We start from the raw sequence: 18,973 nt of genomic DNA on the forward strand, positions 1-18,973 counted from the left end.
ATTAGCTCCTTAAAATGGACTTTCAAGGGGCTGCATACCCACATAAACCGCTTTGGTCTGGGTGTAAGCTTTTAGGGTTTCACTGCCGTTTTCACGGCCAATTCCCGACATTTTGTAACCGCCAACGGGCATCTCTGCAGGAGAGGCACCATAGGCATTGATCCAGCAAATACCCGCTTGCATCTGATGAATAACGCGATGAGCACGGGTGATATCTTGAGTGAACACGCCAGCTGCCAGCCCTAAGCGGGTATCGTTAGCACGGCGGATCACTTCATCTTCATCGTTAAATGGCAGCACAGACATCACAGGACCGAATATCTCCTCTCTGCTCAAGGTCATCTCGTCACTGCATTGACCAAAAATGGTTGGGGCAACAAAGTAACCATTAGGGCAGTTGTTAGGAGTTAGCGCATGGCCACCTGTTAGCAGCTCAGCGCCCTCTGATTTACCAATCTCTATGTAGTTTAAGACCTTGTCTTGATGATCTTTAGAGATAAGCGCACCAAAATTCGTCTCAGGATCCATAGGGTCGCCACAAACGATATTCTCTTGAGTACGTTTAAGAAGCTTCTCGATAAACTCAGGGTAGATATCTTGCTGCACAAAGACGCGAGTCCCGTTAGTACAGATCTCACCTTGGGTGTAGAAGTTACCAAGCATGGCGGCTGATACTGCATTATCGATATCGGCATCATTGAAGATGATTAGCGGTGACTTGCCGCCCAGCTCCATAGTGACCTCTTTGAGCGAGCTTGCTGCTGCGGCCATCACTTTTTTACCTGTACCAACTTCACCGGTGAAGGAGACTTTGGCAATCTCATCATTATTGGTTAGCCAAGCACCGACATGGCCATCGCCTTGAACAACATTAAATACCCCATCAGGAACGCCAGCTTGAGTGAAGATCTCTGCAAGCTTAAGTGCGCCCAGCGGTGTCTCCTCAGATGGCTTAAAGATCATGACGTTACCGCATGCCAGTGCAGGTGCTGATTTCCAGCAAGCTATCTGTAGTGGGTAGTTCCAAGCGCCAATACCTGCACAGATCCCCAGTGGTTCGCGGCGGGTATAGTAAAAGTCATCGCCGACGCTCTGTTGATTGCCTTCGATACTTGGGGCGAGTCCTGCAAAGAATTCGATTGAATCGGCTCCGGTAACCACATCGACAACGGATGCTTCCTGCCAAGGCTTTCCTGTGTCTTGTACTTCAATGGCTGCAAGCTCGTCATTTCGCTCCCGAAGCAGCGCTACGGCGTTAAGTAGAATGCGACTGCGCTCCATGGCAGTCATCTTTGACCAAGTGTTGAATCCCGCTCTAGCGCTTTCAATGGCCGCTTGCTGAATTTTCTCATCGGCAACTTCAACTAAATAGTTCACTTTTCCATTGGCTGGATTGATGACCTCAAAGGTTTCTCCGCTCTCATTATGGAGCGCTTTTCCGTGGATATAATTTGGATAAACAACTAGTGACATCGGGTTTCTCCGTACGACATGATCACTGCCTCGATAAAGGCTTTACATAGAATCTGGGCCTGTTCGAACTCTTTTTCAGGTGCTGCGTCGAGTGCGCTACGCAGCCAAAAACCATCAATCATGGCGGCAGTCTGTTTGGCTGCTGTGATGGCCTCAGCTTGTGGAAGAAGTTTTTTAAAAGAGAACAATAGGTTGCTGTATAAGCGTTGGTTGTTGATATGTTGCAGTCTGGCCAGTCCCTGTTCATGCATGGCTTGTGACCAGAAGCTGAGCCAGGTTTTTGTGGCTGGTCTTGAACGTTGCAGCTCGGTAAAGTTAGCCTCAACAATGGCATGTAAGCGCTCAAGTGGTGTTAAGGTTTTACCGGATGTGCGACTTAACAGAGCTTGTTTTAGCTGCTCTAAAAGGTATTTTTGTGTTGCTTCTATCAACCCCTGCTTGCCACCGAAATAATGGCTAATCAAACCAGATGATAACCCTGCCAACCCACTTATTGTATTGATGGTTGTGTTGTGCAGACCGTGGCGTTCAACAGAGACTAAGGTGGCGTCGATGAGCTGTTGCTGTCGGACGGTTTTCATTGGCGGGCGCGGCATAGAGAGCGAATTCCTCTGTTTGATTATTGTTATTTTTTATGTGGAATTGGGTACTACACATTGTTAATTGAACGTTCAATTAATAACAACTCTAATGGTTAGAGCTGTAACTATCAAGCTTTATCCGAAATTGAGGGGTGCGTCACGGAACTGTTTTTGGGTTTCATGGTGGTGGGTTGTATTTTTTAAGTTGTTGTTTAATAATTAGTTAAACGTCTGTTTGAATGTGTCTTACTAAGAGACAACTAGAGATAAATTAATTTTGAGTACAAATTAGTTTTAACCGTAATCTTTAACCCACTAGCGTGACTGATGGGACTTTCTATTTAAATCTTTGGTGTTATAACAGATGGTACTCAGATGGGGTTGTTGAATCCAAGAGGTGTTAAAGCTCGCTGAGGAGTTTAGAGTACAGGTGCTCAACAGTGATGATAGCCCTAACTATTTCAGCTAGCAGGTTTCAGTTAATAGCAGCTAAAAGAGATGAAAAAAGCATTGTTGCAGGCTAGCCCTAAACTTGCCCTGAACGTATCTCTTTTTGTAATGCCCCCCAACCGATAACGCCGACTATCTTCTCTTTGTGCTCTTGGTAGATGTAGACCTCGCCACGCCGCTCTTTTGAGAGAATGGCGTAAACCTCATTTAGGGTGGCTGTATCGGGCAAGCCTTCGATGGGATGGCGGGTGAGAGCGCTCTCCTCATCGGCGAGTTGCATCTCAAGTTGTAGCATCTCCATCTGTCCTTGAGCGTTGCGTACCAGCACTGAACGGCCTTCGGCGCGTTTAAGCACCTCAAGCAGGAGTTCATCATTATCGGTGACAATCACCATACGCTTGTCCATTAGGGCGCGTACACCTATTTTCTGTAGCGCTTGTTCAACCGCAGAGACACGATAGTCTAATCCCATAATGTCTAACTGTTTGAGAAAGAGCGATTTCGTGTTGAAGGCCTGGTGCGCGACTAGAAAGGCCGGAATACTGACGAACATGGCTGGCAGTATAATCGAGGGATCATTGGTCATCTCGAGTAGGGCGACCAGCGCCGCCAATGGTGCACTGAGACACACCCCCATGATAGCTGTCATGCCTATGATGGTGTAAAGGCCGATATAGGGGGCAATCGAGGGGAAGAGCAGAGCACTGAACAGGGCTAAGATGGCACCAATCAGAGCGCCTATTCCAAACAGTGGGCCGATGATCCCACCAGGAATACCGAGCCCGATAGCAGCGATAGTGGCGATAATTTTACCAATTAAGAGTGCGCTTAAAAAAAGAATACTAGGGTGCTCACTGATGGCTTGATCGATCGCAAGGTCGCCACTGCCAAGCGCTTCAGGCAGGAAGATACCTACGATAGTTGTGACGATACCCGCGAGCAAAACCCGATAGATAAGTGGCCAGTTCTGACCTGTTTGAGTCACCTTTAAAAGTGATGAGTTAAATAGAGCTGCGATACAACCTAAGATTAGTCCACAGATTGCTAATATTGGGTATTGGGTGAAGGGGATATGGGTGATGCCTATCTGATCATATTCATGTATGTTGCCGAACACCAGCTGGTTTGTCACAGTGCCACAGATAGCGGCAATGATAATGGGGAAAAAGTAGTGCACTTTATATTCGCGCAGGACAACTTCAAATACAAAAATCACAGCCGCTAGTGGGGTATTAAAGGTGGCAGCGATACCTGCGGCGATGCCACTGGCGCACATAATACGTACGCTGTTGTCCGGCAGTTTAAATTTTTCGGCCAATACACTGGCTGTGACTGCGCCCAGATGGATGACGGGCCCCTCTCGACCGACTGAGAAGTTAGTGGCTAAAGCGAATAGCGCCTGAAAAAACTGGCTGGGTGCAGATTGCAGAGGGAGTTTACCGTAGTGGAGCTTTACCCTGTGTAAAACATAAGCGATTCCCATGCGTTTGTAACGTTTAGAGCTTATTCGTGCGACAAACCAGATCAAAACTGAGCCGATAAGCGGTAATAAGACTCGCCAGTCGTCAACTATCTCAGTAAAATCCAGCTCACTGGTTTCGGTAAAGGTGTTGATCCACAGCAGCAATAGGCGAAATAGGATGATCACAGCCGATGCCATCAGGGCGAACAATAAGGCGAGTATGGAGAGCTGCAGGCTTATCTTAGCCTGAGATAGCGTATCTTTAAGATCAGACTTTAGGTATATCTGCCATTTGGCTCGGGTTTTCTTCAGTCTATAGAGCACAAGCGCCTTCCAGTACATCCTTTGTCGCAATCATGATTGAATGAGACAAGAGTTAATATAAGATATTAAAACTATTAAGAGAAGAGGTTGTTAGTTCATGTCAAATTATCATCGTTGGGTCGATCGTATGCAAATGATTGAGCGCAAGATCAGACCATCGAGTGTGTACCTCTTATTTCTCGTCTTGGTCGCGTTTGCCCTTGGTGGCTTGAGCATGAGTCTCTGGTTCGATCACAATCAACCTAAAACCCAGAGTAACACAGATGAGATTCAAAAATGGACTCGAGAGCTCAATGCTCAGGCTCAGGTGCTTGCGTCTAGGAATTTAGAACTGGTGCTGGAGCGGGAAACCAGCGATAAGATGCAGCAGATGTTTGCCGAGCAGCACCATAAACAGCGTGAGTTGGAGCGAGAGCTTAATTTCTATCGTAGCATTATGGCGCCCGAGAGCAGTGCCGATGGCGTGACGATTGAAGCCATTGAGCTAACTCCCAGTATATTGCCGAGGCAGTACCGCATTCAGCTTATTCTTACTCAGTTACAGAAACGTAAGCAGTCACTAAAGGGTAAGTCATCGATCATCTTGGTTGGTCAACAGGCGGGGAAAGTTGTCGAGTTAGATGTCGCAGAACTGCTGGGCGATAAAAAGGTGTTTGATTTTAAGTTTCGCTACTTTCAGATCTTAGAGGCTGAAGTCACTCTACCTGAAGGGTTTGAACTCTCTCGGGTAAAAGCCAAGGTTAAGGTTCCTTCGAGCCGTTGGACCAAGGGCTCAGAGTCAGAGGTTGAATACAGTGCGCAGCAACTTCTGCCGCAACTGGTGACTGCCGACAAGAGCTCTGACGATGCCGACATTAAGGAAGCGTTGAAAAATACACTAGAATTTAAAGAGCCGGAGGCGGATAATAAACCTGAGTCAGTTGATGTGATAAAGGTTCCCGCTGTTGATACATTAACTCTTGAGGTGAAAGCTGGTGATGCTGTCAGTGGATCGGTGAATGAGTCACAGAAATAGAAAGAGATAAGCAAATACCCAAGCCGTTAGGGTATAATACTTGAACAAAATGGTCAGGTATCGGATAATCCCGCGCAGTTAATCGATGTAAGAGGTACTAATGTCTGAAGAGATAGCTGAACAAGCGACAGAACAAGATGAGTTGCCAATCCAGTTTACGGATGCAGCAGCATCAAAGGTGAAAACCCTGCTCGAAGAAGAGGAAAATGATGCGCTGAAACTGCGAGTATATGTTACCGGTGGTGGCTGTTCTGGTTTTCAGTATGGTTTTACTTTCGATGAGAAAGTGAATGAAGGTGACTTTACTGTTGAAAAGCAGGGCGTACAGCTTGTTGTCGATCCTATGAGCCTGCAGTATTTAGTGGGTGGCGAGGTTGATTATACTTCAGGCCTAGAAGGTTCTCGTTTCTTCGTGAAAAACCCTAATGCAACGACGACCTGTGGTTGTGGTGCGAGCTTCTCTGTGTAATTGGTATTACCATCAATTGGTAGGTATCACAGAGATTAAAAAGCCAGCTTTCGCTGGCTTTTTTTATGCCCAGAGATCAGGGATGAGCACTATGGGCTTTGTGTCTGGCATCTCTATCTGCTTCTGTATGTTTATACTCGCAACTTTCTGTGCTTCGAAAGCTGGCGCTAACTCATGATATTCATGTTTATCTTACTGTTAAAATAAGCTTTTACCTTGGGAGTAAAGGCTATCCATACTTGGAGCATGGAGAGTAAGATCAAGATGGCGAAGATGATGTAATCTGGCACTTTCGCTTCAAGTTCGCCTAGTCTGAATATCGAAGGGTTGCCGACAACTAGGTTATCTGGATCGTAGAGGATAACAGGTAACATACTGACCAGTCCTAGCTGTATCACAGTATAGCCCTGAAGCATATACATGGCGGTTCTCTGACGACCAAGAATGGCAACGACCATCATCAAGGTTAAGACGCAAAAGAGAACCCCCTGTTTTGCGACTATGCCACTGATGGAAGCAATAGCGAAGAAGAGGCACAGGGCCCCAAGCCTCTTAGGTAGTTTAGCCTTACTTTTAGCAAGCTCAGCAGCGCTCGCCTTAGGCTGTTCTTGATTGCCTGTATCGCTGACAGTCTCAGTAACTGCCTCTTCAACCGGTTTTGAGGTGTGACTCTCCACGTGGTGCTCCTGCGTTTATTTAGTGCTTCTGCTGCTTTTTAGGTGCTAAACGCTGCTCAACATCGTAAGGTTCGATAACCACACCAAGATCATCTTGAACTGGGTAAACCGCAACAAAAAGATCATCATCTTGCATACCAGGAACCCAACGCTCTAACCACTCGTCCAGTGGGATTGAGAGTGCTGTACAATCTTTCCAGTCATCAACGGCCCATGAGTTTGCCGCTTCTTCACTTGGCCACATAGGGATGCAGTCTTCATCATCTGTGGTTAGCATGACGCAACCATCATTGTCCTGTAGCGTCCAAAGTGTTTTATGCACCTTTGCCTGCTCGACAAAGTAGTCATAACGGGCTTCGGGTGTCATTTGACTTGCATCTTTTGCGCTTTTACTCATGGTGATATCTCATCTATTTGCTGGGCTCTTGGCCAATTGCTGCTGATAATAACATCTCACCGGAAGGAAGCTAAAAGATTTCGTGTTTGGATCTGCTTTTTTACAGAAGCGAAATAAAAACGACGCTTTGCGCGCCGTTTAAGTATCACTTGGTATTACTTTTTAGTGACTAGTTCTCTTTAGTGTTGAAGAACTTGTAGATGAAGCCGGCAATAATGGCGCCAGCGATGGGGGCAACCCAAAACAGCCAGAGTTGAGAGATTGCCCAGTCACCGACAAAGAGTGCTGGACCCGTACTACGAGCCGGGTTCACAGATGTGTTAGTGACAGGAATACTGATAAGGTGGATTAAGGTGAGCCCCAGACCGATAGCGATAGGAGCAAAGCCTTGTGGAGCGCGAGCATCGGTAGCACCTAAAATGATAAGCAGGAAGAATAGCGTCATGACTATCTCAGTCACTAAGGCTGAGGTCATGGTGTAACCGCCCGGTGAATGTGCGCCGTAACCATTTGAGGCAAAACCGTCGGCTAGGCTGAAATCGGCATTACCCGATGCGATTAGATATAAGATACCAGCGCCGGCAATACCACCTGCTACCTGAGCGATAATATAGGGAACAAGTTCATTGGCGGGAAAGCGTCCGCCAGCCCATAGGCCAAAAGAGACGGCAGGGTTAAGGTGACACCCAGAGATATGGCCAACAGCGTAGGCCATAGTGAGCACCGTTAGGCCGAAAGCAAATGCCACACCTAACAGACCGATTCCAACTTCGGGAAAAGCGGCGGCGATGACGGCACTGCCACATCCACCTAAAACAAGCCAAAGGGTACCAATAAATTCAGCAGCCATTTTTTGAGTCATATTCATTTAAACATTCCTTTTGTTTTGTCGCCCTCCCCATATCATATGTGTTATCGGGGAGTAACGTGCAAAAAGTAGACTCTATTACTGTACGCATTACTACACAAATGGAAAGTAAAATTTATATTTTATGCTTTTGGCTGTGCTGCTTTCAGAGTTAATCACTGCGGTTTTATTCTATTTCCCATTAACATCCTGCGGGTCCATTATCTCGATTAATTTAGCTGCTATCTCGGTATTATCCATATGTCCGTTGAAATATTGCTGGCCTCTGCCATAGGCAAAAATGGGCACATCAATAGCGGTATGGCCACCGGTTGTCCAGCCTGTGTAGGTGGCTTTATCAATAAAGATTTTCAACTCTTTCTCTATCGCTTTTAGTGCTTTAGCTTGTTTTGTACCATCTTTAAGGATAAGTCGCAGTGAGTTCATTTCTCTGGCATCGATCTCAAACTGAATATGCTGAGCTAAAAATGTGGAGAAGGACTCGCTCTTCTCAAGAACACTTGTATCGGCCATTAACAGGTGTGCGATACCCTTGGGTAGAGTGGTGACTTGCTGAAGTAGTCTCCCTTTCCACTGATATTTACCGCTACGTCCTAGTGTCAGCCCGCCTGTCGAGTGATCTGCTGTTGCAATAAGTAAAGTATCAGGGTTGGCGTCAATATAGGCCTTTACCAGTTCGAGGGTATTGGCAAAGTCATGCATCTCACCCATGGCGCAGACGATATCATTTTTATGACCGCACCAATCTATTTGGCTGGCTTCAACCATGAGCACAAAAGGTGATTTTTTAGCGCTAAGCAGATCAAGGGATTTGCGGGTCATGGATGTTAATCGTAAAGGATCATCACTACCGAGTGCATAAGCTAGCCCTTTAGGGGCAAAAAGGCCTAAAGCCGGAAGTGACTTTATCGTGTTTAACTCATCAAGTTTATCGATATATTGATAACCAAGCTGGGTAAACTCTTGAGTTAAGTCTCTATCTTCTCTGACAAAATACTTTGTGCCTCCCCCTAGCATCAAATCGGCTATCGGCTGGTCATTGATTAAGTTATCTAGGTAGCTATCGGCTATCTCATCGTAGTTTCGTCGGCTTTCGTTATGGGCTAAAAAGCTAGCTGGGGTTGCATGGTTTATCTGTGAGGTGACAACCACTGCGGTTGTTTTACCTTGAGCTTTGGCTATCTCAAAAAGGGTTGTGATTGGTGTGTGCTGATGATCGACAGAGATAGCCCCGTTGTAGGTTTTACTGCTGGTGGCCAAGGCTGTGGCTGAGGCTGCGGAGTCGGTCACATAGGTGTCATCATCTGGGTAGGTGCTGGAGCTGCCCACAAGGAGGCGATCAAAGATGGTTTTTTCGACCGTTTTAGTCTCTGGGTTATCTGCATAGTAACGGTATGCCGATGTATAAGCTGGCCCCATGCCATCGCCAATGAGGTAGATGATATTTTTCGGTAGCTGATCTGTTGCCATTGCAAGACTGGATTGGGGATTTTGTGCTAACACTTGCATTGAAAGAATAGAGCAACAAATAGCTGATAAAGTAAGGCGTTTGTTGAGATGAAACATAAATTACTTCCCGAAAAATAGACTATCTAGAGTGTGAGAAAACCATAGCGTTAAGAGGCGTTTGTTGCCGCCGAAACCTTAAATTAATTTCAGCGGCGAATCGACTCAGTGAAGTGACACTTGAGGTGTTAAAGCTTTACTATTTGAGCGCCCACTTCCGCCTGTTAGCTTTGGTTGCTGTAGGTGCTGTTCAAGCCAGCTTTCCTGCTCCCAAAGCATATGGAGAATGGACTCTTTTGCTTTATAACTGTGACTTTCATAGGGGAAGGTGGTCAATCTTGCTTGTCCACCAAGTCCACGGATAGCTTTGAATAAACGAGCGGATTGCATCGGGTAGGTGCCTGAGTTTGAATCCATCTCTCCATGCATCAGTAGCAGGGGCTCATCAATTTTATCGGCATGGGTAAAGGGAGAGATCTGTTGATATAGGCTAGGTGCTTCCCAGTAGTTACGCTTTTCATGTTGAAAGCCGAAGGGAGTTAAGCTTCGATTATAGGCGCCACTTCTGGCGATGCCTGCGGCAAATAGATCTGAGTGAGCCAAGAGGTTTGCGACCATAAATGCGCCGTAGGAGTGGCCACCGATGGCTACTCTATCTCTGTCAGCAACGCCCATGGTGACGAGTGTGTCGATAGCGGCTTGGGCATTGTTGACCAGTTGAGTTCTGAAACTGTCATTGGGCTTATCTTTCCCTTCGCCTATGATGGGCATGGCTACGCGATCGAACACAGCAAATCCGTTAGCAACAAATGGGACTGGTCCTTTGGCACTTATCTGTGTGTACTGATTCTCAGAGTAATTAACCTGACTCGCCACTTCGGTATTCTTATACTCTCGAGGGTAGGCCCACATTAATACTGGCAGTGGACCATCCTCTTGCTTGTAGTTTGAGGGCAGATAAAGCACGCCAGAGAGCGGTACGCCATCTTCACGTTTGTATTTTACAAGCTGTCTGCTCATCCCTTTAAATGCATTGAGTGACTGAGGGTTGCGGTATAAAACTTTCTCTTTTCCAGATTCGACGTCGAGCAGAACTAGGTGTGAAGGCGTGTCATTGGATTGCCGGTTTAGTACTAAGGTGAGAGGCTGAAGATCTATCACATACCTCACGGTTTCAAGCTGCTTATCTGATGAACGCCATAGTGTATTAGAGAGGTAGTCAGTGGGCTGCTCATCTATGTTTTTTAAGGTGAGGGACTTTAAGAATGGTTGATAGCCCTGGGGAGATGCACCGAGTCCATAGTGAAGTAAGGTGTTATTTTCCATATGAAATACACGGCCTAAAGGCTTACCATCATTATAGGCTTGGGTACGGTAAAGTTTTCCGGGATCTTTATAGGTGTCGCGTATGGCTTTTTGATACCAAAGAGCTAGCTGAGGTTCACTGCTCGCTTCTGTATTGAGAAAGCTCACTCTCATCTGTTTTTTGTCTGAATGACGCTCAGTGATCAGCGCCCTGTTTTGCTCTCCCCATGTTATCTGGCTGATCCTCCAGGGAGTGTTAACTAAAGGTTTAGGGGGGAGATTGAAAGGAGCATCGAGTTGCAGTAGTTGATCTCTGTGAGACGCTTTGACTCTGCTGTCTCCTCTGTCCAAAGCTTTGACAAAGGCTAAGGTACTGGGTTTGTCGCTGCGCCAATGTATCATGCGAGGACCTTTCCTAACCGAGTCACTTCCTGGCGGCCGGTATTCACTGCTCTCTAGTGAGGCCAAAGTTGACAGCTTTTTACCTGATGTATAAAAAATCTCTACCGATTGTGCGAAATCATAATACTTAACCATATGGGAAAATGGTGGTGCGATGCGTTTTACCAGTAAGTAGTTGTCATCAGGAGATAGTTGATAACTGAGATTTATCCCCGGCTCGCCTATGTTGGTGGTCTTGCCATCAAGTGAGATTAGGGTCAGTTGGCTAGTCGTTAATGCGCTGAATCTTACTTCATCACTAGGGTTTTTAAGCAGATCTTGATAGGTCCTTCTGGGGGCTTTTTTTCCTAATGTCTCGCTGATGTTAGGGGTGATACTTATAGAGTTAGTTTTAATGTTCGGTGTTTTAGTCGCAAGGTTAGTGATCACTCCCTTACTGCTGTTTAGCCAGTAGTAGTTAAGCCCAAGTGTAGCGTTAAGTCGTTTTGGGTTTATGACTTTGGTGAGCTTAGTTTCTATCTCATAGAGGTAGAGATCGGCGCCTGTATCTGAAAGCCCGATAAAGCTTAGATAGCGACTGTCGGGTGAAAATTGAACATTGGTTAATTCAACGCTTGGTGGGATCTCAATGCTAATAGGTGCTTGGCTTAACTCTGTGTTATCAGCCCCCGATTTACTTAGGTTTACTTGCTTTAAATTAACGAGTTCTATGTTGAGATAGCTGAACTTTACTCGGCTAGGAATAAGCTGTTTTGGGGATAATCTGAGTCCAGCAAGCTTGAGTTCTTCCCGTGCTAAATGCTCAATCGATGGGTGGGTTTTAGGGGTAAGAATTGCCAGCCATTGTCCGTTGTCAGATAAACGTGTACTGACTTTTTTTGTCTGTTTAACCACATCTTGCAGAGGCTTTGAGGGAAGTTGGTATTCACTACTGAATAGGGGAGGAGTGAAGATAAGTAGTGTTGAACATGCGATTAAAGCATACCTTGCAAAGGTGGGATGGAACATTCTTATCTCCTGAAGATGAGAAAGTAGTAAGTCGGAGTTAACTACTATTGAGACGCCTGCTTTGTTTTACTTCTTAGTGAGTAGCGTCTGCATTTAGTTAAAATTTGAGCCGATTATAAGCTGGTTATACTTGTAGTGAATTTGGTTGATTACAGCAATCTTCCTTGGGTCGTTTATTTGTTGTTTATACATCTATTTAACATCTATGTCATTGTTTATCAATTGCTTATCTATTACTTTGGAGGTTAATGCTTGCTTGTATCTGTGTTGAATAGATGTAAAATCTAAGATTAGGACTTGAGAAAAATAAAAACGAATTCAAGACAAGTTGGGGAGCTCAATGATAGAGATTAAAAAAGAGGCGGTGTTCAGGCTTGGGGAGTGTGAAGTCAATCCAAATGATAACAGTCTTAATTTCTCAGCTTGTGGAGATGGCGAAGATAATTCAAGTAAAATCTCTGTCCAACCCAAGTTTATCGAGCTGCTTAGTTACCTGGCTCGCCAGCATCCCAGAGTCGTTCCCCGCGAGGAGCTGATCGATAAGATCTGGGAGGGAAATGCTTATGTGGGAACAAAAGCACTGACCAATGCTATCTGGCACCTTAGAAAGCATCTTAATCCTCTTCTGGAAGGGGAGCAGGCAATTGAGACTGTACGTAAAATGGGTTATCGCCTTCTGATTGAACCTGTGTTTGATGAAGCCGATCTTGTGGATGAGCCAGATCTCTACCAGCAGGAGCAAGCAAAAGTTGAATATCTCACTCTGTTTAATCGCAGGTTAGTCACGGTCAGTTTGATAACCTTTATTCTTTTTTGCTTATTCAGTGTATTTCACTTTTATCAGGACAGTATTCGTTACTCGCCAACAGAGCGGCAACAGCTGACATCGGCAGCAGGCGCCGAGCTATACCCTGCTGTGTCCCCTGATGGGCGCTGGTTGGTCTATAGCAGTCGTAGTAATAATCGGCGAACCAGCCTATATCTTAAAGATCTGCTTAAACCGACGGAAACCCCTAAACGGCTAACCTCAACAAAAACATCAGAGTATAGAGCGGTTTGGCGCCCAGATGGCGGTGCACTCTATTACCCCTCTGAGCATATAAAAGAGGGAAAATGCTACCTCACAACACTGAATCTAGATAGTAACGAGGCCACTAAACTTGGTAGCTGTTATGACGATAGTGCAGCTATCGATATCTCACCGGATGGCAAGAGTTTGGTGTATATATGGAATGAGGGAAATGGACATCATTCTGGGATATATCAACTTAATTTGAAAGATAAAGGGGCTGTGCCTGTACGGCTCTCCTGTGCTGAGAATTGCGGCTCCAAGGATCGGGATATGACCTTTAGTCCTGATGGCCGCTGGCTGGCTATCGCAAGGCGCTTTGGTAATATCTCTGAAGATATCTTTATTCGTGATATCGATACGGGTGAAGAGACACGTTTAACCTTCGGTTTAGAGGATATAAGGGGGCTTAGCTGGCACCAAGATAATGAGCGAGTTATCTTCAGTACCGAAAACTCTGGGGTAAGAAATGGCTATATTGTGGGTATCGATGATAAGGAGATCCACTCTCTAGAGGTTGAAGGGATGAGTTATCCTCGCTCAATTCCCAATAGTAATGAGCTTGTTTACTCTAATTATATGCGAGATTACCAGATAGCATCATTTGCACTGGAGCAGTCGATTCCGACAGCCACTTTTCCGTTACTTCAGGTGGAATACAGCTACCGTAACCCTGATTATTCAGCTGCAGCTAAGCGCATTGTATATGTGTCGAATGAGACAGGCTTTAATGAGATCTGGTCGAGTGAGTTAGATGGCGGAGCAAGGCGACAACATACCGATCTCAAGCGCCGCGTCGCCTACCCAAGTTGGTCCCATGACGGCACTAAGGTTGCTTTTTTAGCTCCCGATGATAAAAACGAGGGCAATAAAATTCATGTACTCGATATTAATACATCTAACATCAGTATATTAGCCACGCCATATCTTGACCATAACCGCCCAAGCTGGGGCTGGAGTGATGAGATGGTATTGGCAAGAACGGAAGATGGGATCACTGAGTTTTACTTAGATAATCGTCTGCCTAAAGTAATAAGCTCTATCAATATGCGACTTGGTAAGATGATCGATGCAGATAAGTTGGTATTTACTCAATATAGTCGTGATGGGCTATGGATGTTGTCACTGTCAGAGCCTAAAGTGGCTAGTCAGATCATTGAGAGTAAATATTTTGATGAAGGGTATAACTGGGTGGCGACAGATAAGGGGGTTTATTTTAGAGAAAGCGGTAGCCGCTATCAGTTGATCAACTTTTGGCGCTTCAATACTGAACTCGTGACGCCTATTCTTAAGCTGCCACCTAACAGTATCCCGCGCTCAGGAGCCATGGCCTATATTCCAAACAACAATAGCCTGTTGATCACTCTCTCTGAAAACTATAAAAGGGATGTTATTAAGCTAAAACATAAGCTGTTGCACTAAGCCTAAGGCTTCGCCTTAAGCTTTAATCTACGGGGAAGAGCGCCCCGTAGATTAAAATAGGATAAAAGGTAAGGGATTAAGCGGCTGGAAAGAGTGAGCCGAGAACCGCTTTCCGTGAGGCGCCAGTCACCGCGGGTAGGTTACCTGAGAGTCCTTGGTGATGCCTCATGGCAAGCCAAGCAAAAGCGATCCCTTCAACCCATTGTGGGTTCATGCCTAAACTGGCGGTAGAGTCTATCTGGTAACTTGGTAGTAAGTTATGTAGTCGAGACATCAATTCGCTATTAAATGCTCCTCCACCACAGACAAACAGTTCCCCATCGGCAGAGAGGGTTAGTACATCCTTGGCAATACTATGGCAGGTGACATCGAGCAGTGTTGATTGAATATCGGCTTCACTTAGGTGACCAAAAGCCGCAGTTTGCTGTTCAAGCCAGGCCTGATTAAATAACTCTCTGCCGGTACTCTTGGGAAAAGCCATGGAGAAGTATGAGTGAGAGAGCAGATGCATTAACAGCTTCTCATCGGTTTCACCACTGGCCGCCCAAGCCCCATCTTTGTCATAAGCTTCATGTTTTACCTGTTGTATCCAAGCATCAACGAGCGTGTTTCCTGGCCCCGTATCGAAACCAATGACTGCTTGGGCGTCACCGGGTAGGTAAGTCACGTTGGAGATCCCACCAACATTAAGGATAATGCGGTTGGTACCAGATTTAGAGAACATCTGCTGGTGAAAAGCTGGAACTAGGGGGGCTCCCTGTCCCCCTAAGGCGATATCTTTACGTCTAAAATCGGCAATCACGTCGATGCCGGTCTCAACAGCTATGGTATTGGGATCGCCAATCTGCAGTGTGAATCCCATGTCCAGATTGGGCATATGTCTGACAGTCTGCCCGTGACTGCCGATAGCAACCACTTGATCTTTGGAGACACCAGCTTTTTCAAGTAGCGCATTAACCGCTGAGGCGAAGAGTAGGCCAACACTGCGATCTAGCTGACCCAAACGAGTTATCTCATCACTTCCAGGTAAGCAGAGGCGCTGCAGACCACTTAAGGTATGTTTTGGGATAGCTTGGCTATGCCGCTCAACAAGTGTTGCTTCTCCTTGGTTGAACTGCACTAATACTGCATCGACGCCATCCATGCTGGTGCCGGACATTAAGCCGATAAAATAACTTTTACTCATTAAATATTAATCACTCTTGTCTGGATGATGGTGCTAATAAACTTATCACCATCTATTGCGATGCAAGTTGTACCTGTTTGTTCTGTTGAAGTTTAGTCATTATCTGCTTACTGAGAGCTAGAAATGCCGACTTTTCTTTATTTGCGATGGGTAGAGACTTTGGCAGTTTTACGGTTCTCGGATTTCTATGGGTGCCATTAACGATAAATTCGTAGTGTAGGTGCGCACCTGTCACTCGGCCTGTTGCTCCTAAAGTACCAATTATTTGACCCTGTTTAACACTTTGGCCCTGCTTCACTTTACGTTTTTTAAGGTGCAGATACTTAGTGGTATAGGTGTCGTTATGCTTAATAAAGACGTAGTTACCATTGTATTTGTTGTAAGCAGACTTGATCACTCTGCCTTTACCCGCAGCCTTGATTGGCGTACCGACAGCAGCCACATAGTCGACCCCTCTATGGGCTCTTACTTGGCCTGTGACAGGGTGAAGACGTTTGGGGTTAAAACTAGAGCTGACATATTTAAAATCAACTGGAGAGCGAAGGAAGGCTTTGCGCATGCTGCGTCCCTCCTCTGAGTAGTAGTTACCGTCTGTGTAACGCACCGCCGTATAGCGATCGCCTTGATTGACAAATTCTGCAGCAAGAATGTTGCCATTGCGCAGGAACTTGCCATCGGCAAACTCCTCTTCAAAGATAATGGAGAAGTTATCATCTTTTCTGAGATCTAAGGCAAAATCGATATCCCAGCCGAAGATAGTTGCAAGCTGCATGATCTGGTTCGGGGTTAATCCTGCGCCGACACCAGCATTCCAAAAGTTACTGCTGATGGTGGCACTAGCAAATTTAGTGCGGCTCTCAATCTGTTTATTAACGACCTTCTCTTTGTATCCCTTGTCGTCTTTGTTGATGACTAACGTAGAAACTGGATCTAAGTGGAATTTAAGTTGAGTAAACTCCCCCTCGCTGCTCTTGGCTATCATGATCTCCTGTCCCGGCATTATCTTAAGCAGATGCTTTTTGGCTTTGGGAAGCAGGGTTATCTCATACACATCTCGTGCGCTAAGATCGGCACGTTTAAACAGGGCTGCTAAAGTGTCACCACTTTTTACTTTAAAGGTTTCAGTATGATCTTGTTCAACTTTTTCCGCTCTCAGAGCGGCAATTGAAACTTCAGGTTTGACTAGGTTAGCTTCATCATTCATTTTGGGAATGGCGCTGGCAGAACTTGGCGGTGTTGGGGTACGAAAAGCTAACGGGACTTTCAACTTATCTTGATTATTGAATTCAGAGCTTGTTGTAGACGACTCATCAAGATGGTTAAGCTCGATAGTGCCAGAGAGTTGGCTGTTAGCATTTTTAGATGCTTGGGCATCATCAGCTGGTAAAACTAAAATAATTAAGGTTACGGAAACTAAAACAGTCAGCAATATTTGATGCATTTTTGGAAGCAATTTTAATAATGTTATAACCTTTCCCATCGAACCTTTCCCATTGAGCTAAGTAGCAATTTTTTATTTATCTCTATCCCTTAAGTGTACACGCTTTCAATTGTGCTGGCTAACAAGTAACATGACCCTCTTTATTTGATTAATAGGCTCTTTGGAGTAGCTGGCGAGATGGCTGATTTAGACCAAGCATTAGCAGAAATTAAACGTGGTACCGATGAGATTTTGCTCGAAGCGGATCTGCTGGAAAAGTTGAAAGAGGGACGTCCTTTACGTATTAAGCTTGGAGCCGATCCTACCGCTCCCGATATTCACCTTGGTCATACGGTTATCTTAAACAAGATGCGTACTTTCCAAGAGTTAGGTCATGAAGTTATATTTTTGATTGGTGACTTCACCGGCATGGTTGGCGACCCAAGTGGTAAAAACAGCACTCGTCCTCCGTTAACGCGTGAGCAGGTGCTTGCTAATGCTGAGACCTATAAGCAGCAGGTTTATAAGATTCTTGATCCAGCTAAAACTCGTATCGAGTTTAACTCAAGCTGGTTAGAGCCATTGGGTGCGGCAGGCATGATACGTCTTGCCTCTAAGCAAACCGTAGCACGTATGATGGAGCGTGATGACTTTAAGAAGCGTTACGCTTCTGGTCAGTCAATTGCTATCCATGAGTTTATGTACCCACTACTGCAGGGTTACGATTCCGTTGCGTTAGAAGCTGATGTTGAGCTTGGTGGAACAGATCAGAAGTTCAACCTGCTGATGGGCCGTGAGCTACAGAAATCTGAAGGTCAGAAACCTCAAACCGTGATCATGATGCCTCTATTAGAGGGGTTGGATGGCGTGAAGAAGATGTCGAAGTCTGCTCACAACTATATCGGCGTGAGTGAGCCTGCCGGTGAGATGTTTGGCAAGATTATGTCTATCTCTGATGACTTGATGTGGCGCTATCTTGAGCTTCTCTCGTTCCGTCCATTAAGTGAAATTGAGCAGTTTAAGCGTGATGTTGAGCAGGGCACTAACCCTCGTGATATCAAGATAGCGCTTGCGAAAGAGATCATTGCTCGCTTCCATGATGAAGCCGCTGCTGAAGGTGCTCATCAAGAGTTCATTAACCGTTTTCAGAAGGGAGCGATTCCTGATGATATCGAAGAGCTTGAGATAGCTGCTGGCGAGGGGATCGCGATTGCTAACTTGCTTAAAGAAGCTGGCCTTGTGAACTCAACCTCAGATGGTATGCGTATGATTAAGCAGGGCGCAGCTAAAATTGATGGTGCTAAGATTGAAGATACGCGTCTGCAGTTAACTGCGGGAACGAGTGGAGTATTCCAGGTTGGTAAACGTAAGTTTGCTAAGATTACTCTAATATAATCAAGCTGTTTGATTCTATTTGATGCTAAAAAAGCCAGCAGTTGCTGGCTTTTTTGTGTTTTAGCACTATTGAATCGCTAACTGATCTGCCATGGTCTGATAATCCATCAGATCTTCATGCTCTTTCACTCTGTGAGTGTTCATGTCCAGCTTTACTGTGGTGACACCAGGAATAGCCAAGTCGATAATCTTACCAGGCTTGCCAAACTGCTCACCGGGCCCCTTGTAGTGATAGTTACCTATCATGACCACTAAAGAGCCTGAATTGAACATATGCTCGATATTGAAACCGTACTCCAATACCCCTTGGTGAGCACGCTTGAGGAAGCTTAGAATATGACGTTTTCCTGTGTACTTCTTCCCTGCTGTTCTGTCATTAAAGACACTTTCACGGTTATAGAAGGAGATTAAGGTCTTGTAATCATGATCGGTTAGCGCCTTGATATACCTAACAGCCAACTGCTGCTCAAGGGGCATTTCACCATTGTTGGCTATGGAGGGTAAGCTGATAAATACCAATATGAGACAAAGATATCGCAACATG

At 45.5% G+C, this 18,973-nt stretch carries 15 protein-coding genes; 4 read left to right on the forward strand and 11 right to left on the reverse strand.

Features of this window, described 5'->3' with window-relative positions:
* Window positions 1-9: 9 nt before the first annotated feature.
* From betB to K0625_RS08005, 3 genes are all read right to left on the reverse strand, one after another.
* Window positions 10-1,473 (reverse strand): betaine-aldehyde dehydrogenase, encoded by a 1,464-nt coding sequence (betB, locus tag K0625_RS07995; RefSeq protein WP_220109214.1) that lies wholly within the window; start codon window positions 1,471-1,473, stop codon window positions 10-12.
* The gene (betI, locus tag K0625_RS08000) at window positions 1,464-2,069 is read right to left on the reverse strand and encodes a transcriptional regulator BetI (protein WP_220109215.1); all 606 of its coding nucleotides are present in this window, start codon (window positions 2,067-2,069) and stop codon (window positions 1,464-1,466) included. The genes betB and betI overlap by 10 nt, the downstream gene beginning before the upstream one ends.
* Before the next feature lie 511 nt (window positions 2,070-2,580).
* The gene (locus K0625_RS08005) at window positions 2,581-4,308 is read right to left on the reverse strand and encodes a chloride channel protein (protein WP_220109216.1); all 1,728 of its coding nucleotides are present in this window, start codon (window positions 4,306-4,308) and stop codon (window positions 2,581-2,583) included.
* A gap of 79 nt (window positions 4,309-4,387) precedes the next feature.
* Here K0625_RS08005 and K0625_RS08010 point away from each other — a divergent pair, with 79 nt between their 5' ends.
* Both K0625_RS08010 and erpA read left to right on the forward strand, forming a co-directional pair.
* Entirely contained in the window at window positions 4,388-5,305 is a 918-nt protein-coding gene (locus K0625_RS08010) for a DUF6776 family protein (RefSeq protein ID WP_232846977.1), read from the forward strand.
* 100 nt (window positions 5,306-5,405) lie between these two features.
* Window positions 5,406-5,774, forward strand: coding sequence for an iron-sulfur cluster insertion protein ErpA (erpA, locus tag K0625_RS08015; RefSeq protein WP_012323842.1), 369 nt, complete (start codon window positions 5,406-5,408; stop codon window positions 5,772-5,774).
* 167 nt (window positions 5,775-5,941) lie between these two features.
* Here erpA and K0625_RS08020 read toward each other — a convergent pair whose 3' ends face one another.
* The 5 genes from K0625_RS08020 to K0625_RS08040 form a co-directional block, all read right to left on the reverse strand.
* Window positions 5,942-6,451 carry a hypothetical protein gene (locus K0625_RS08020; RefSeq protein ID WP_220109217.1) on the reverse strand — a complete coding sequence of 170 codons (510 nt, stop codon included), beginning with the start codon at window positions 6,449-6,451 and terminating at the stop codon, window positions 5,942-5,944.
* 19 nt (window positions 6,452-6,470) lie between these two features.
* Window positions 6,471-6,848 carry a DUF2750 domain-containing protein gene (locus K0625_RS08025; RefSeq protein ID WP_220109218.1) on the reverse strand — a complete coding sequence of 126 codons (378 nt, stop codon included), beginning with the start codon at window positions 6,846-6,848 and terminating at the stop codon, window positions 6,471-6,473.
* A gap of 169 nt (window positions 6,849-7,017) precedes the next feature.
* Window positions 7,018-7,716, reverse strand: a complete 699-nt coding sequence (gene aqpZ, locus K0625_RS08030) for an aquaporin Z (RefSeq protein ID WP_220109219.1) — start codon at window positions 7,714-7,716, stop codon at window positions 7,018-7,020.
* A gap of 171 nt (window positions 7,717-7,887) precedes the next feature.
* Window positions 7,888-9,282: an alkaline phosphatase gene (locus K0625_RS08035; protein WP_232846978.1), complete on the reverse strand. Its 1,395-nt coding sequence runs from the start codon at window positions 9,280-9,282 to the stop codon at window positions 7,888-7,890.
* 105 nt (window positions 9,283-9,387) lie between these two features.
* Window positions 9,388-11,937 carry an alpha/beta hydrolase family protein gene (locus tag K0625_RS08040; RefSeq protein ID WP_220109220.1) on the reverse strand — a complete coding sequence of 850 codons (2,550 nt, stop codon included), beginning with the start codon at window positions 11,935-11,937 and terminating at the stop codon, window positions 9,388-9,390.
* Window positions 11,938-12,277: 340 nt separating this feature from the next.
* On the opposite strand from K0625_RS08040, the gene K0625_RS08045 reads away from it, so the two are divergent.
* Window positions 12,278-14,428, forward strand: a complete 2,151-nt coding sequence (locus tag K0625_RS08045; RefSeq protein WP_220109221.1) for a winged helix-turn-helix domain-containing protein — start codon at window positions 12,278-12,280, stop codon at window positions 14,426-14,428.
* 76 nt (window positions 14,429-14,504) lie between these two features.
* On the opposite strand, the gene K0625_RS08050 is transcribed toward K0625_RS08045, so the two are convergent.
* Window positions 14,505-15,614 carry an anhydro-N-acetylmuramic acid kinase gene (locus K0625_RS08050; protein WP_220109222.1) on the reverse strand — a complete coding sequence of 370 codons (1,110 nt, stop codon included), beginning with the start codon at window positions 15,612-15,614 and terminating at the stop codon, window positions 14,505-14,507.
* A gap of 52 nt (window positions 15,615-15,666) precedes the next feature.
* Window positions 15,667-17,094 (reverse strand): peptidoglycan DD-metalloendopeptidase family protein, encoded by a 1,428-nt coding sequence (locus K0625_RS08055; RefSeq protein ID WP_220109223.1) that lies wholly within the window; start codon window positions 17,092-17,094, stop codon window positions 15,667-15,669.
* Between the two features lie 138 nt (window positions 17,095-17,232).
* Here K0625_RS08055 and tyrS point away from each other — a divergent pair, with 138 nt between their 5' ends.
* A complete protein-coding gene (gene tyrS / locus K0625_RS08060; protein WP_220109224.1) occupies window positions 17,233-18,429 on the forward strand; it encodes a tyrosine--tRNA ligase in 1,197 nt (398 codons plus the stop codon).
* Window positions 18,430-18,495: 66 nt separating this feature from the next.
* Here tyrS and K0625_RS08065 read toward each other — a convergent pair whose 3' ends face one another.
* On the reverse strand, window positions 18,496-18,969 hold the full coding sequence (locus tag K0625_RS08065) for a nuclear transport factor 2 family protein (protein WP_220109274.1): 474 nt from the start codon (window positions 18,967-18,969) through the stop codon (window positions 18,496-18,498).
* Window positions 18,970-18,973: the final 4 nt, after the last annotated feature.

It is taken from the genome of Shewanella nanhaiensis, from assembly GCF_019457885.1.
Lineage (GTDB): Bacteria > Pseudomonadota > Gammaproteobacteria > Enterobacterales > Shewanellaceae > Shewanella > Shewanella nanhaiensis.

Bases quoted from the DNA above. Each gene is read 5' to 3' on its own strand.
- betB (WP_220109214.1), bottom strand. From the start codon at position 1,473: ATGTCACTAGTTGTTTATCCAAATTATATCCACGGAAAAGCGCTCCAT.
- betI (WP_220109215.1), bottom strand. From the start codon at position 2,069: ATGCCGCGCCCGCCAATGAAAACCGTCCGACAGCAACAGCTCATCGAC.
- K0625_RS08005 (WP_220109216.1), bottom strand. From the start codon at position 4,308: ATGTACTGGAAGGCGCTTGTGCTCTATAGACTGAAGAAAACCCGAGCC.
- K0625_RS08010 (WP_232846977.1), top strand. From the start codon at position 4,388: ATGTCAAATTATCATCGTTGGGTCGATCGTATGCAAATGATTGAGCGC.
- erpA (WP_012323842.1), top strand. From the start codon at position 5,406: ATGTCTGAAGAGATAGCTGAACAAGCGACAGAACAAGATGAGTTGCCA.
- K0625_RS08025 (WP_220109218.1), bottom strand. From the start codon at position 6,848: ATGAGTAAAAGCGCAAAAGATGCAAGTCAAATGACACCCGAAGCCCGT.
- aqpZ (WP_220109219.1), bottom strand. From the start codon at position 7,716: ATGAATATGACTCAAAAAATGGCTGCTGAATTTATTGGTACCCTTTGG.
- K0625_RS08035 (WP_232846978.1), bottom strand. From the start codon at position 9,282: ATGTTTCATCTCAACAAACGCCTTACTTTATCAGCTATTTGTTGCTCT.
- K0625_RS08040 (WP_220109220.1), bottom strand. From the start codon at position 11,937: ATGTTCCATCCCACCTTTGCAAGGTATGCTTTAATCGCATGTTCAACA.
- K0625_RS08045 (WP_220109221.1), top strand. From the start codon at position 12,278: ATGATAGAGATTAAAAAAGAGGCGGTGTTCAGGCTTGGGGAGTGTGAA.
- K0625_RS08050 (WP_220109222.1), bottom strand. From the start codon at position 15,614: ATGAGTAAAAGTTATTTTATCGGCTTAATGTCCGGCACCAGCATGGAT.
- K0625_RS08055 (WP_220109223.1), bottom strand. From the start codon at position 17,094: ATGGGAAAGGTTATAACATTATTAAAATTGCTTCCAAAAATGCATCAA.
- tyrS (WP_220109224.1), top strand. From the start codon at position 17,233: ATGGCTGATTTAGACCAAGCATTAGCAGAAATTAAACGTGGTACCGAT.